General features: G+C 60.9%; 11 protein-coding genes. 3 read left to right on the forward strand and 8 right to left on the reverse strand.

The features are described from left to right. Positions 1–176 precede the first annotated feature (176 nt). From aroA to rpsA, 3 genes are all read left to right on the forward strand, one after another. Entirely contained in the window at positions 177–1,544 is a 1,368-nt protein-coding gene (aroA, locus tag MRBLMR1_RS13420) for a 3-phosphoshikimate 1-carboxyvinyltransferase (protein WP_148146226.1), read from the forward strand. Continuing rightward, positions 1,544–2,179, forward strand: a complete 636-nt coding sequence (gene cmk / locus MRBLMR1_RS13425) for a (d)CMP kinase (protein ID WP_148146225.1) — start codon at positions 1,544–1,546, stop codon at positions 2,177–2,179. Before aroA ends, cmk begins: the two co-directional genes overlap by 1 nt. Positions 2,180–2,353: 174 nt before the next feature. Then, the gene (gene rpsA / locus MRBLMR1_RS13430; protein ID WP_148146224.1) at positions 2,354–4,060 is read left to right on the forward strand and encodes a 30S ribosomal protein S1; all 1,707 of its coding nucleotides are present in this window, start codon (positions 2,354–2,356) and stop codon (positions 4,058–4,060) included. 101 nt (positions 4,061–4,161) lie between these two features. On the opposite strand, the gene MRBLMR1_RS13435 is transcribed toward rpsA, so the two are convergent. The 8 genes from MRBLMR1_RS13435 to infB all read right to left on the reverse strand — a co-directional run bounded on the left by MRBLMR1_RS13435 (position 4,162) and on the right by infB (position 14,852). Continuing rightward, positions 4,162–5,907, reverse strand: coding sequence for a hypothetical protein (locus tag MRBLMR1_RS13435; protein WP_148146223.1), 1,746 nt, complete (start codon positions 5,905–5,907; stop codon positions 4,162–4,164). A gap of 206 nt (positions 5,908–6,113) precedes the next feature. Beyond that, a complete protein-coding gene (locus tag MRBLMR1_RS13440) occupies positions 6,114–6,740 on the reverse strand; it encodes a ribonuclease D (RefSeq protein ID WP_183685050.1) in 627 nt (208 codons plus the stop codon). A gap of 446 nt (positions 6,741–7,186) precedes the next feature. Beyond that, positions 7,187–8,179 (reverse strand): Ldh family oxidoreductase, encoded by a 993-nt coding sequence (locus MRBLMR1_RS13445; RefSeq protein ID WP_148146221.1) that lies wholly within the window; start codon positions 8,177–8,179, stop codon positions 7,187–7,189. Between the two features lie 96 nt (positions 8,180–8,275). Beyond that, a complete protein-coding gene (locus MRBLMR1_RS13450) occupies positions 8,276–9,208 on the reverse strand; it encodes a TonB family protein (RefSeq protein WP_148146220.1) in 933 nt (310 codons plus the stop codon). Next, positions 9,205–9,720: a TonB system transport protein ExbD gene (gene exbD, locus MRBLMR1_RS13455; RefSeq protein ID WP_148146219.1), complete on the reverse strand. Its 516-nt coding sequence runs from the start codon at positions 9,718–9,720 to the stop codon at positions 9,205–9,207. Before exbD ends, MRBLMR1_RS13450 begins: the two co-directional genes overlap by 4 nt. A 4-nt stretch (positions 9,721–9,724) precedes the next feature. After that, complete coding sequence (gene exbB / locus MRBLMR1_RS13460; RefSeq protein WP_500065048.1) at positions 9,725–10,930, reverse strand: tonB-system energizer ExbB; 1,206 nt, start codon at positions 10,928–10,930, stop codon at positions 9,725–9,727. A gap of 266 nt (positions 10,931–11,196) precedes the next feature. Beyond that, positions 11,197–11,955 carry a 2-dehydro-3-deoxy-D-gluconate 5-dehydrogenase KduD gene (kduD, locus tag MRBLMR1_RS13465; protein WP_148146218.1) on the reverse strand — a complete coding sequence of 253 codons (759 nt, stop codon included), beginning with the start codon at positions 11,953–11,955 and terminating at the stop codon, positions 11,197–11,199. 68 nt (positions 11,956–12,023) lie between these two features. After that, positions 12,024–14,852, reverse strand: a complete 2,829-nt coding sequence (infB, locus tag MRBLMR1_RS13470; protein ID WP_148146217.1) for a translation initiation factor IF-2 — start codon at positions 14,850–14,852, stop codon at positions 12,024–12,026. Between the last annotated feature and the right edge of the window lie 70 nt (positions 14,853–14,922).

Below are 14,922 nucleotides of genomic sequence, written 5' to 3' on the forward strand. Positions count from 1 at the left end.
TGGATGAATGGGTGAAAAATCTAAGCCGGTCCCCTTAAGGCTAACGGGACTTCATGTCAAAGCCAAACTTTCCGGGCTTTCTTGGCCGCCTTGAGCCAACAAGCGGATGACCGCCAAAACGCTTTATGATAACGACGGCGCAAAATTCGCAAACGCTTGAGGAATAGGGACACTCAATGTCGCATGGTATCGCGTTGAAGCCGGCAAAATCGGCTCGCTCGGAAGCTCTCAAAGGTACGATCCGGATTCCCGGCGACAAATCGATCTCGCACCGCTCCTTCATGTTCGGCGGCCTCGCTTCGGGCGAAACTCGCATCACTGGCCTTCTGGAAGGTGAAGACGTCATCAATACCGGCAAGGCGATGCGCGCCATGGGCGCCCAGATCGAAAAGGTCGGTGCTGAGTGGATCATCCAGGGTACCGGCAATGGTGCGCTTCTGGCTCCTGAAGCGCCTCTCGATTTCGGCAATGCCGGCACCGGCTGCCGTCTCACCATGGGTCTGGTTGGCGTCTATGACTTCGCCTCCACCTTCATCGGCGATGCATCGCTTTCCAAACGCCCGATGGGCCGCGTGCTCAATCCGCTGCGCGAAATGGGCGTGCAGGTCTCTTCGACCGAAGGCGACCGCCTGCCGGTAACGCTGCATGGCCCGAAGACCCCGAACCCGATCACCTACCGCGTGCCGATGGCCTCTGCGCAGGTCAAGTCGGCAGTGCTTCTCGCCGGCCTCAACACACCGGGCATTACTACTGTCATCGAACCGGTCATGACCCGCGACCATACCGAAAAGATGCTGCAGGGTTTTGGCGCCGACCTTTCGGTCGAGACCGATGCGGAGGGCGTACGCACCATTCGTCTCGTCGGCCAAGGCCAGCTCAAGGGCCAAGTCATAGACGTACCGGGTGATCCGTCCTCGACAGCCTTCCCCCTTGTCGCAGCACTCCTGACGCCGGGCTCCGACGTCACCATTCTCAACGTCCTGATGAACCCGACGCGTACAGGTCTTATTCTGACGCTGCAGGAAATGGGCGCCGATATCGAAGTGCAGAACGCACGGCTCGCCGGAGGTGAAGATGTCGCCGATCTGCGGGTAAGATATTCCGAGCTGAAGGGCGTTACAGTCCCGGCCGATCGCGCGCCGTCGATGATCGACGAATATCCGGTTCTGGCTGTTGCTGCCGCTTACGCATCCGGCACGACCACCATGCTTGGCCTCGAAGAATTGCGGGTGAAGGAATCTGATCGCCTTTCGGCTGTCGCGGAAGGTCTGAAGCTCAACGGCGTCGACTGCGATGAAGGCAAGGAAACGCTGGTTGTCCGCGGCCGTCCGGGCGGCAAGGGCTATGGCAATGCTGCCGGCAAGGCTGTCGTCACCCATCTCGATCACCGTATCGCGATGAGCTTCCTTGTGCTCGGTCTCGTATCCGAACATGCCGTGACGGTGGATGATGCCTCGATCATCGCCACCAGTTTTCCCGAATTCATGGATCTGATGACCGGTCTCGGCGCGAAGATCGAGCTCGTGGATGGTGAGGCAGCCTGATGGGCGTCGTTATCGCCATCGATGGGCCGGCGGCGGCGGGCAAGGGAACGTTGTCGCGCCAGATTGCCGAGGCCTACGGGTTTCACCACCTCGACACGGGCCTGACCTATCGCGCCACCGCCAAGGCGCTTCTCGACGCCGGCCTGCCGCTGGATGATGAGGTTGTGGCCGAAAGGATGGCTCGCGAGGTCGAACTCTCCGGCCTCGATCGCGATATCCTTTCAGCTCATGCCATCGGCGAGGCGGCGTCCAAGATCGCCGTGATGCCGAAAGTGCGCCGCGCGCTTGTCGAAGCCCAGCAGGCCTTTTCGAAAAGGACGCCCGGCACGGTTCTCGATGGCCGCGATATCGGCACCGTCGTCTGCCCCGATGCGCCGGTAAAACTCTATGTCACGGCATCAGCCGATGTGCGTGCAAGACGCCGTTATGACGAGATCATCGCCAAGGGCGGCGAGGCGGAGTATGATGATATCTTCGCGGACGTGACGAAGCGCGACGAGCGCGACATGGGCCGCGCCGACAGCCCGTTGAAGCCGGCGCAAGACGCGCACTTGCTTGATACGTCCAAAATGAGTATAGAGGCCGCGTTTCAGGCCGCAAAGTCGTTGATCGACGAAGCTCTGATCAAGAATTGACGAGTTGCCGGGAAGCCGGCTTTTCGTTCGCAGAGATCCCGCAGTTCAGTCCCAGCGCCGGATAGCCTCCCACGGTATGACCGATTGAGAGAGGCGGGCCTGGATTTCGGGCGTGTTTAACACGAACCACCGGCGCATGCGTGTCCTTGAATTAGGACACGATCAGGAGATTTCATGGCAGTAACTAACCCCACGCGCGAAGACTTTGCAGCTCTTCTCGAGGAATCCTTCGCATCCAACGATCTGGCCGAAGGCTACGTTACCAAAGGTCTGGTAACGGCAATCGAGAAGGACATGGCAGTTGTCGACGTCGGCCTCAAGGTCGAAGGTCGCATCGCGCTTAAGGAATTCGGCGCCAAGGGCAAAGACGGTTCGCTGAAGGTCGGCGACGAAGTCGAAGTCTATGTCGAGCGCATCGAAAACGCTCTCGGCGAAGCCGTTCTGTCGCGCGAAAAGGCTCGCCGCGAAGAGAGCTGGGTCAAGCTCGAAGCCAAGTTCGAAGCTGGCGAGCGCGTTGAAGGCGTTATCTTCAACCAGGTCAAGGGTGGCTTCACCGTCGATCTCGACGGCGCCGTTGCCTTCCTTCCGCGTTCGCAGGTCGACATCCGTCCGATCCGCGACGTTACCCCGCTGATGCACAACCCGCAGCCCTTCGAAATCCTCAAGATGGACAAGCGTCGCGGTAACATCGTTGTTTCGCGCCGTACGGTTCTTGAAGAGTCGCGTGCCGAGCAGCGTTCTGAAATCGTTCAGAACCTCGAAGAAGGCCAGGTTGTTGACGGCGTCGTCAAGAACATCACCGATTACGGTGCGTTCGTTGACCTCGGCGGCATTGACGGCCTGCTGCACGTCACCGACATGGCATGGCGCCGTGTGAACCATCCGTCGGAAATCCTGTCCATTGGCCAGTCGGTCAAGGTTCAGATCATCCGCATCAACCAGGAAACCCACCGCATCTCGCTCGGCATGAAGCAGCTCGAGTCGGATCCGTGGGATGGCATCGCGGCCAAGTACCCGATCGGCAAGAAGATCTCCGGTACCGTCACGAACATCACCGACTACGGTGCATTCGTAGAGCTGGAGCCGGGCATCGAAGGCCTGATCCACATCTCCGAAATGTCCTGGACCAAGAAGAACGTACATCCCGGCAAGATCCTGTCCACGAGCCAGGAAGTCGACGTTGTCGTTCTCGAAGTCGACCCGTCCAAGCGCCGTATTTCGCTCGGCCTCAAGCAGACGCTGGAAAACCCGTGGCAGGCATTCGCCTACTCGCATCCGGCCGGCACTGAAGTCGAAGGCGAAGTCAAGAACAAGACCGAATTCGGCCTGTTCATCGGACTCGAAGGCGACGTTGACGGCATGGTTCACCTTTCCGATCTGGATTGGAACCGTCCGGGCGAACAGGTCATCGAAGAGTTCAACAAGGGCGACGTCGTCAAGGCTGTCGTTCTCGATGTTGACGTCGAGAAGGAGCGTATCTCGCTCGGCATCAAGCAGCTCGGCAAGGATGCTGTTGGTGACGCAGCCGCTTCCGGCGACCTGCGCAAGAACGCTGTCGTTTCGGCTGAAATCATCGCCGTCAACGACGGTGGCATCGAAGTGAAGCTCGTTGCCCACGAAGACCTCGTAGCCTTCATCCGCCGCGCTGACCTCGCTCGCGACCGCGACGACCAGCGTCCGGAGCGTTTCTCGGTTGGCCAGGTTGTCGACGCCCGCGTCGTCAACTTCTCCAAGAAGGACCGCAAGGTCATGCTTTCCATCAAGGCGCTCGAAATCGCCGAAGAGAAGGAAGCAGTTGCACAGTTCGGTTCGTCCGACTCGGGCGCTTCGCTCGGCGACATTCTGGGCGCAGCCCTGAAGAACCGTGGCGGCAACGAATAATCGTTGTTTCCTGAAGAATAAGAAGCCGCCGGATCGAAAGGTCCGGCGGCTTTTTCATGGTCACTTGCAGAAGCCGAACACGTGCTCGGCAGATTTCCGGATTACGTCCAGCCGGCCATCCGCCAGTATAGATCGCTCGGTTGCACCTCGGGCACGTCCGCTTCCAGCCTGACCTCGCCGGCCCTATATCCGGCCGCCCTCTCCGCTCTGGTCATCGTATCGCTGACGATTTCCTCGCCTTCCGCATCGTTGTCCTGCGGCTCCTCACCTTCCGGCTCATGCTCGTCGCCAAAAGTGTGCTGCTTTGATGATTCGTCCTGCTCTTCGTCTTCCAGCGCCTCGATCGGTTCTGCCTGCCGCTCTTTATGTCTCGGTTCTTCATCGGCAGGTGGATAGGCTGCGACATAGGGCCAGGGAAGAGCTTCACGTGCCTGGGTCGGCACGGTGTTCGCAGCAACCGCCAGCGCGGCCATATTCTGTTCCGGCGCATCTGCTCTCGCCGCCGCCGCCGCCGCCGCGGCACGGGCGGCATCCGGCATGGCGCCATTGGTGGTTTGCGGTGACGCCGCCGCCTGTCCGCCATGAGATGTGCTTGCGGAAGGTACGTTGCTGGTCGCACGCTGTTGGTCGCCAAGCCCGTCATCCGCTGTAGCCTGGACCGCAGGCGAGGACATCGGCAGATGCTTGCTTTCCGGCAGATCGAGTTCGGACAGGACCGTTGCCAGCCAATTTGCCAGTTTCAGCAACGTTTGATCGGAAAGCGCCGACCAGAGACGCGCAGGCACCGGTATGTCCAGCTTGAACATTTCCACCGCGGTGCGCGCCAGAGCCTGCATTTCTTCGGGCTCGGCTGCCACTGCCTGCTGGGCGACCTGGGCTGCCGAGATTTGCAACTGATTGCTGATTACCGCCGCTGGTGTGCTGACACTGCCGGGATTGATTTCGGGTCGCACCGCATTCGCCTGGGATCCATCCTTCAAGGCAGAAACAGACATTGTCGGTTTTGCTGCAGCAACTGCTTCACTTGTCGGGGTAACTGGACGACTGGTTGGGGCTTGCGACGCCGCTGCATTGGCGGGGCCGGTCAGTGAGTCTGCGGGCTTTGACGCCTGCTCCGCCTGTTGCGGCTTGAGTTCAGGTGATGCGGTGGCCGGGGCTGGTGAACGCTGATTCTGACCTTCGCCAAGCTTCGGCGAGGCTTCGTTCCCGGTCGGCTGGCGAAGCGAGGCAATATGGTCGTCGTTCGAAGTTGTTTGTGATGGACCTATCCGGCCGGTCTGTGCAGTCGCAGGGCTCGCACCTTGCTGCAGACGCGGACCATTGCCCGCTGGCGGTGTGTCAGCACTTGCATTCTGCCGATAGAAACTGACGACCGTCTTGGCCGCGAGATCGCGCTGGGCAATGTTCGCGGTCTCGATATGGGCCGCAAGCCGGGCGGCTGCCGGGCCTGAAGGTTCTTTTAGGATTTCAGCCATCAACCGCAGGGAAATGCCCTTGACGATCTGGTTGAGCAGCCGCTCCACATTGGCGACCTCTTGCGGCTTCAGCGCCTGAACGGCTTCGAAAAGGCGTGCCGTATAGTCGATCAGCGTCTCGTTTTCTCGCCGCGGTGTCTTCAACAGCTTGCCGATCGTCTCGGCAAGGATGGAGGACCCCTGCGCCAGCTTGAGTTGAGCCGACAGGGAGGCGGCATCGAGCCGTGCGCCTGAAAGAAGAGTAGCGTTGCTTCCTGACTGCGACTGTGCGGTCATCAGCGATGAGGTCACACGCGCAGGAGTGACTGCAACCTGCGTCTGGTTATGGTAATCTGCAGTCGAACTCAACGCGGCACGAACGGGTGGCAGCATCGCATGCTCCATCTGTTATCTGCGACGGTGGAACAGTTCGGCCGTGTTTGGGTAATGGTGCGACGGCTGTCGCTACGCCTCATGGCGGGATGATGCCGATTGACAGACGTTAAACGAAAATGGTTAACGGTCGGCTAATTATCATCGAATTCGCGTCGGGAGCCCGGCAAACTGAGAGCGCCGCCTGCAGGAACAGGCGGCATGGCTCAGCTATGCGCGAAAATATCCGTCTCTTCCCAACCGAGAAGATCAAGCCTCGCGCGTGTCGGCAGGAACTCGAAGCAGGCGGCGGCAAGATCCGTGCGGTTGTCGCGGATCAGCCGCATGGTCAGCTTGTCGCGCAAGGCATGCAGATAAAGCACGTCCGAGGCCGCATATTCGAGTTGCGCCTGTGATAGCGTTTCGGCCGCCCAATCAGTCTGCTGCTGAGCCTTGGAAATGTCGACCTCGACCAGTTCCCGCAGATTGTCCTTTAGCCCGTGACGATCGGTATAGGTTCGGGTCAGGCGTGAAGCGATCTTGGTGCAGAAGACCGGCGTGGCCAATACCCCGAACGTATGGAAAAGCACGGCGATATCGAATCGGCCGTAGTGAAAGATTTTCTGCCGCGACGAATCAGCCAGAAGCGCGACGAGGTTGGGCGCCTGATTCTGTCCTGCAGCAATGCGAATGACGTCGGCCGTGCCGTCCCCGGGAGATAATTGCACAACACATAGGCGATCACGACGTGGGATAAGGCCAAGCGTTTCGGTATCGATTGCCACCGCACCCGTATAGCGGGCCGCTGCCGCCGCCGGAAGATCTCCCTCGTGATAGCGAATTTCAGCCATAATCCCGCCTTTCCAAGCATTTGAATCGATATTGCCTATAATCCAGCTTTGCGCATATCGATATAGCGATGATCCCTGCTATGATATCGACGCTATGGGCAAATGCTCAGCATTGCACCTATTGCATTGCTGCAATGCGCCTAACCGGCTTGGCGAGCATACCAGTATTAGCCTATATGTCAGTCATCGAACGACGCACTCCTCCTCCCAGTGTCGTTCGATACGGATCGACAACATCCTCCTCCTCCCAGTTGTCGATCAAGTTTAAAGCCTGGCGCATCCTCCTCCCGCGCCAGGCTTTTCGCTTTTCTGGAGGTAATTTTCCCGAAAGACAGTTGAACGACAGCGTTTGAAGCGCCTGGAGCCGGTGCCTTATGCATCTCTGTCGCTTGGCGGCCCTGGCCCCTCCATGCGAGGTTATCCCAGGGTGCCGCGTTATCGTCTTGCGATCAGCGAAGCGCGTCGATCGCCTTCAATACGTCGTCCTCGACTTCTATTCCATTTGCCATGGCATCAGCCCTCAGGCCTTTGCCGCGGCGGCCTGGAAGCCGCACGCCCTCCTGCCTGGCCATCTCTTCGGCAAGGGCTGCCATGCGCATGGCTGTACCGCCGCCATTGGCCGCGTCCGGGTCGATTGCGATGATCGAGTGGCCGAGTTCCGGCGGCGGCCCGTTTTCATCGAAGAGCGAGCTTGCCTCATGGGAGAAATTGGCGCCTGCAAGGCCTGCCGAGAGCACTTCCACCATCAGCGCCAGTGCAGCACCCTTTGCACCGCCAGAAGGCGCCATCGTGCCTTTAAGCGCCTCTGCAGCGTCTGTGGTGGGGTTTCCATCAATATCGAAGGCCCAGTCGTCGGGTATACTCGTTCCCTTCTGGTGGGCTTCCATGACCTTGCCACGTGCGACCTTTGAGAGCGCCAGATCAATGACCAGGGGATCGGCATTTGCGACAGGGACGGCGAAGGCAATCGGATTGGTGCCGAAGAGCGGGCTTCTGCCGCCCCAGGGCGCCATGGCGGCCGGTGCGTTTGCGAACATCATGGCGATCAGGCCCTGCTCGGCAAAACGCTCCACCGTCAGCGCCATCACCCCGGCATGATGCGAGCGGCCGATGGTCGCAAAAGCGATGCCCTGTTCGCGAACAATGGCGGGAAGTTCGGCGACCGCAAGATCGAGTGCCGGGTAGGCAAAGCCATGCGCGGCGTCGATCGACATCACCGCGGGGCGGGGGCGCGAGAGCTTGGGCTCCGCTTTGCCATCCACCTTGCCGGTGCGAACCTGCTTCACATAAGCCGGAACGCGGCGCAGGCCGTGGCCGGATTGACCGGCAGCTTCAGACTGCACAAGCGCACGGGCGACGGACAAGGATGTCGTGGGTAGCACGCCGTTATCTTCGAAGATGCCGCGAACCAGCATTCCGGCTTCAGTTAATGTCATATGCATGGGTGAGGGGGTCCAGAAATTCCATGTTGAGACGAGGGACCAGAAGTATCTGGCTCCCCTTCAGGGCGGAGTTTCTAGCCGGACCCTTCTATGCGGTCACTTGCATTCTACCAACTGAGTGAGCGTGCTTGCAACACCAGCGGGCGGTACCGGAATTGGCGAGGCCCTACGAATGGCCGAAGCCATATAATCGTCGATCTGGGCGTTGCCGGAGGAGCGTGAAACGGACACGCGTCCGATGTTTCCGCCATTGTCAAAGCTGAAATTGACCATCACCACACCCTTGTCGCCTCCCGGGCAACGGCGAGCGCTGCGGGCAATCTTCGCCCTGACGCGCGTCAGCCATCGGGCAGGAGGAACCGACGATGTTGCGACGGAGCCGGTTGAAGATTGGCTGGCGGCATTCCGGTCTGATTGCTGGACCTGCGCCTTGGCCTGAGCCAGCTCTTTTTGAGCTTGCTGCTGTTGCGGCTTGCGGCGTTCCACCTTCTTCTGCTCTTTTTTGGGTTCCGGTTTTTCCGCGATTTCCGGCGGCGGTGGTGGTGGGCGCACGACCGGTAGCGGGACCTCGACATTTTCTAGAGCTGCAGTCATCTGCTGCTCAAGCGGATCGGGCTCTTCGATCGTCTCCGGCGGAGGTTCGGGCAGAGGCTGGGCGATTTCAGGCTCTGGTGGTGTGGGCTCTTCCTTCACCACTTCTTCCGGCGGGGGCTCGACCGGATCCGGAATAGGCTCGGGCTCCTGCTGAACCTCTTCGACAGGCTTGAGCTGCTCGCTCTCCACCTTTTCGGAATCGGTCGAGTCGGGAGAAATCTGCTCTTCCTCCGTGTTCACAGCCTCCGGTTCAGGCGCAAGCTCGATCATGATTGCAGCCGGCGGCGAACTGTCTGCGTCGACGATCGGCTCTTCCTGCATCATCAGGGCAGCAGCAGCGATATGCGCAGTCAGCACGAATGCGCCGGCGCCTGCCCAGAGTGATATTTCGCCGATCTTCTGTACCCGGCTACGATAGGGGGCGGCTGGGTTCATCGCGAAACCCCTGGTGCTGGCGAAGCCGGTGAGGAAGGCTGACCTGCTGCGGGTTGACCCGCTGCAGACTGGGCAGCGGGTGCTGCGGCACCGGGAAGAGTTTCCAGTCCGACCAGCGCGATTTTCAAATAACCGGCGTCACGCAGAAGGTTCATCACTTCCATGAACTGGCCGTAGCCGACAGCCTTGTCGGCACGCAGGAAGATGCGGGTATCCTTGTTGCCGCCGGTAATCGTGTTCAGCCTGGTCGTCAGCTGCTCGCGCGCAACCTGGTCATTGCCGAGATTGAGCGTGAGATCTTCCTGAACCGTCAGATAGAGAGGTTCTTCAGGCCGCTGTGCGGGCTTTGCACTCGATGCGGGCAGGTCGACATTGACATCGACCGTGGAAAGCGGCGCGGCGACCATGAAGATGATCAGGAGCACCAGCATGACGTCAATAAAGGGCGTCACGTTGATCTCGTGGTTTTCCTGCAATTCCTCGCCGTGATGTTCGCGAATGCCGCCGGCCATGGACTTATTCTCCGGCCATCAGGGACATCGGGGTTGCCTTGCGGCCGCCCGGCGGAACCTTGCGGAAGTCGAGGTCGCGGCTCACCAGTCGCTCGACGCCGCTGGCTGCATCGGCAAGAAGCGCGCGATAGCCGGTAACCGAACGGGCAAACAGGTTGTAGATCACGACGGCGGGAATGGCGGCGACGAGGCCGATGGCCGTTGCAAGTAGCGCCTCGGCAATGCCGGGCGCGACGACGGCAAGATTGGTCGTCTGCGTTTCGGAAATGCCGATGAACGAATTCATGATGCCCCAGACCGTGCCGAATAGGCCGACAAAGGGAGCGACCGAGCCGATCGTCGCCAGAATGCCGGTGCCGCGGGCGATACGGCGACCGGCAAAGGCCTCGATGCGCGACAGGGAGGAGCCGACGCGTTCCTTGACGCCGTCACCTTCGACATGGTCGAGCGCATCCGCGGACATCTTTATTTCCTCGGCTGCGGCCTGGAGCATGTAGGCGGCAGGACCGCCGCGTCCAGCGGAGGCATCGACAGCTTCGGCGAGCGTACGGGAATTGCGGATGATCTTGATGATGCGACCGGCGCGGGTGCGGGCGCCGGCAAGCTCGAGCGTCTTAACCAGCCAAACGGTCCAGGTTGCCAGCGAAGCGATGGCAAGCCCGATCATGACGCTTTTAACAACCCAGTCCGCCGCCATGAACATGCCCCAGGGCGAAAGGTCGTGCGGGATTGTCAGTACCGGCGTTTCTTCTTCCGCCGGCACAAGGTCGGTTACCGTTTCCTGCGGCGCAGCCTGGGCCTGTGCGGGCTGGGATACGCCGGGAGCCGTTGTCTCGGTAGAGGGAGCAGGCTGGGCGGATTGTGCCGGAGCCTGAGCGGCGGGAGCCCCCTCTGTGGCGGTCGAGGCATCCGGCGCTGCAGGGCTGGCCGGTGCTGCATTTTCCGCCGGAGCGGAAGGCGCGGTCGGTGTCGTCGCCGGCGTTGTGGCGGGAGCCGTCCGGCCGGTGGTTGGTGCTGCAGACGAAGCCGGAGCCTGCTGCTGTGCACTATCCGCCTGCGAAGTGGTTTGTGCCTGAGGAGCCGGGGCAGGGGTCTGAGCCATCGCCATCGCGCTCAGAAGCGCAAGCGTCGCAGCCGTCATCCCGAGCTGTTTCGCGACCTTGCCAAGGTGGCGGTTTCCGGCAACGGCAGGGACAAGGGCAGCAGACATTTTAGGCGATACTCCGACTATTGCCGAAAGGCATTTTTGCCGGCTCGGCACGATATCATCAGGTCGCGGCCGGCATCGAGGCCAGCAACAGACTATGCTGCTATGCGATAATAAACATGAGTTCAAATGGCAACTAATAAATCTTGAGTGAAGCTGCCAATTTTACCTTCACGACGTCGGGGATGGCAGAGCTCAAGGCGAAAATGTATCTGCGCCACCGGAGATGGCGCAGATCAGGCATTCTAAAAGTGAGTTCGCGTAAAGACTTAGCGTGCCAGCCAGCCGCCATCCACGGGCAGCACGGTGCCGTGAATGTAGTCCGAGGCCGATGATGCGAGGAAGACGGCTGCACCACCAAGCTCTTCCGGTTTGCCCCAGTGCCCGGCTGGAATGCGCGCCAGAATGGCGGCGTTGCGGTCCGGGTCATCGCGAAGAGCTTCCGTATTGTTGGTCGAGAAATAACCGGGAGCAATGGCGTTGACGTTGATACCCTTGCCGGCCCATTCGCAGGCCAGGAGCCGGGTCAGGCCTGCAAGGCCGCTCTTGGACGCCGTATAGGAAGGAATACGGATGCCGCCCTGGAAGGAGAGAAGTGAAGCAATGTTGACGATCTTTCCGCCCTTATCGGCTGCGACAAGCCGCCGGGCGAAGGCTTGCGACAGGAAAAACACGTTCTTCAGGTTCACATCCATCACCGCATCCCAATCAGCCTCGCTGAATTCGAGGGCATCGGCGCGGCGAATAATCCCGGCATTGTTGACGAGAATATCAGCACCTCCAGACCAGGAAGTGGTTTCGTCGAGAATACGTTCGATCGGTTCGAGGGTGGAAAGGTCGGCCGATATGGCGAGGCTCTCGCCGCGGCTAGCGCTGATTGCGGCCTCGGTTTCCGCCATCGATGAGCGACCGACCAGCGCCACCTTGGCCCCGGCCTGGGCAAGGGCAACTGAAATGGCCTGGCCTAAACCGGTATTGGCGCCGGTGACAATCGCTGTCTTGCCGGTCAGATCGAACGAAATAGCCATAAAAACCTCCACATAAAAAACCGCCGGGAATTTCTCCCCGGCGGTTCCTAACATGACAATTGTCAAGCTTAAAGCGTGCGCGTGATATGTTCCACGCGGAAGCACTCGATCGTGTCGCCGGCGCGGATATCTTCGTAGTTTTCGAAGGCCATACCGCATTCCTGACCCATCGGCACTTCGGCAACTTCGTCCTTGAAGCGCTTGAGCGTCTTGAGCTTGCCTTCGTGGATGACCACGTTGTCGCGGATGAGGCGTACGCCTGCACCACGCTCGACCTTGCCTTCGACCACACGGCAACCGGCAACCTTGCCAACCTTGGTGATGTTGAAGACTTCCAGGATCTCGGCATTGCCGAGGAAGGTTTCGCGGCGTTCCGGCGACAGAAGACCCGACATGGCTGCCTTAACGTCATCCACCAGATCGTAGATGATGTTGTAGTAGCGGATGTCGAGGCCGTTACGCTCGGCGATCGTACGAGCCTGTGCATTGGCGCGGACGTTGAAGCCGATGATTGCGGCATCCGATGCCTCGGCGAGCGAGATATCCGACTCGGTGATCGCGCCGGCGCCCGAATGGACGATACGGGCACGAACTTCGTCGGTACCAAGCTTGTCGAGCGACGCTATGATCGCTTCGACCGAACCCTGCACGTCACCCTTGATGACCAGCGGGAATTCCTTGAAGCCGGTATTCTGCAGCTTGCTCATCATCTGCTCGAGCGAACCGCGCTGGCCGGACTGGCGGGCAACCGCCTTGTCGCGAGCAAGACGCTGGCGATACTCGGAGATTTCGCGGGCACGAGCTTCGTTTTCGACGACGGCGAAGCGGTCACCGGCAGCAGGCGTGCCAGATAGACCAAGCACTTCGACCGGGGTTGCCGGACCGGCTTCCTTGACGTGGTCGCCCTTGTCGGTGACGAGAGCACGAACACGGCCCCACTGATCGCCGGCAACGATGATCTGGCCCGGCTTCAGCGTACCCTTCTGGACGAGCACGGTCGCAACCGCACCACGACCACGGTCGAGTTGTGCTTCAATGACCGTACCTTCGGCAGTACGCGTCGGGTCGGCCTTCAGGTCGAGAATTTCGGCCTGTAGCAACACGGCTTCGAGCAGCTTGTCGAGGTTTGTCTTGTTCTTGGCCGAAACCTCGACGTCGAGCACTTCACCGCCGAGCGATTCGACGAAGACTTCGTGCTGCAGGAGCTGCTGACGAACCTTGTCCGGCTTGGCTTCATGCTTGTCGATCTTGTTGATTGCCACGATGATCGGTACACCCGCCGCCTTGGCATGGTTGATGGATTCGATCGTCTGCGGCATCACGCTGTCGTCGGCTGCAACCACCAGGATCGCGATATCCGTCGCCTGCGCACCACGGGCACGCATGGCCGTAAAGGCGGCGTGGCCGGGGGTGTCGATGAAGGTGATCTTCTGACCGTTCTTCTCGACCTGGTAGGCACCGATATGCTGGGTGATGCCGCCGGCCTCACCGGACACGACATTCGCCTGGCGGATAGCGTCGAGCAGCGAGGTCTTGCCGTGGTCGACGTGACCCATGATCGTAACGACCGGCGGGCGCGATACCATTTCGCCCGCATCGTCGGCCTTGTCAAAGATGCCTTCTTCGACGTCGGATTCCGAGACGCGCTTGACGGTATGGCCGAATTCGGCGGCGATGAGTTCTGCTAGATCGGCGTCAATGACGTCGCCCGGCTTCATCATCTGGCCTTCCTTCATCAGGTACTTGATGACGTCGACCGCGCGTTCGGACATGCGCTGCGACAGTTCCTGAATGGTGATCGTTTCCGGCAGGATGACTTCGCGGACAACCTTTTCACGGGTTTCCTGCATCTGGCTGCGGCGGAATTTTTCCTGACGACGGCGCATCGCGGCCATCGAACGGCCACGGGCGTTACCGTCCTCGTCCGAACCGGCAGTGGTGATGGTCAGCTTGCCCTGGCGACGGCCTTCGTCACCCTTCGGGCGTGCCGGCGGCTTGGCAGGAGCTGGAGCGACCACGCGGCCACGACCGGGCGCACCGGCGCTGCGGGACGGGCCACGGTCATCATCTTCGTCATTGGCACGGCGGCCACGTACGGCACCCGGCTGCGCTGCGGGAGCATCGGTGCCTGGGCGCGGCGACTGCGGACGACCGTCCTGCGGGCGGCCAGCGGCTCCACGATCGGCAGGTGCGCGATCGGTGTTGCGCTCGGGCGCACGGGCAGCGACCGGGGCCGGCTGAGGCGCGACGGGTTCAGGTTCCGGCTCTGGAGCCGGTTCGGCTGCACGACGAGCTGCTTCCGCAGCCTCTTCGGCCTTGCGGGCCTCTGCTTCGGCTGCACGGCGGGCTTCGTCTTCAGCGCGCTGCTTGGCTTCGATGACTTCGCGTGCCTGTGCTTCCACCAGAGCGCGGCGACGGGCTTCCATTTCGCCGGCGGAGAGATCGTGAAGCACGTTCGGGCGGTTCTGTTGCGGACGCTGACCGGACTGCTGCGGGCGTTGACCCTGCTGCGGACGCTGGCCCTGTTGCTGGCCGTAGTTGGAGCCCGGACGCTGGCCCTGGTGCGAACCGGGGCGCTGACCCTGCGGCTGCGCAGGGCGCTGTGCCTGTGGCGCAGGCTGGTGCACCGGCGCTGCCGGTTGCGGGCGCGGCTGCTGCGGAGCAGGCTGTGCTGCGGCTTCAACCGGGCGCGGAGCCGGGGCTGCAGGGGCCGCGATCGGGGTAATCGGCTTTTCGTCCTGCGGGCGGGTCGGGCGGCGTTTCACCGTTTCGACGACGACCGCTTTCGTGCGGCCGCGACCCATGTCCTGGCGCACAGTACCCTGGTTCATGCCGGATGGCTTGAGCGAGAGGGTCTTCTTCACGCCGAGTGTCTTGTCGTCTTTGTTGTCGGTCATTCCGTTCCTGTTCCTTCGTACAGGAACGGATGGAAGCCATCAGAACCTGTCGTTCAAGTCGTATAAATCG

Origin of the sequence: Neorhizobium sp. LMR1-1-1.1 (assembly GCF_040675795.1) — a bacterium.
In the GTDB taxonomy this organism is placed as follows: Bacteria; Pseudomonadota; Alphaproteobacteria; order Rhizobiales; family Rhizobiaceae; genus Neorhizobium; species Neorhizobium cellulosilyticum.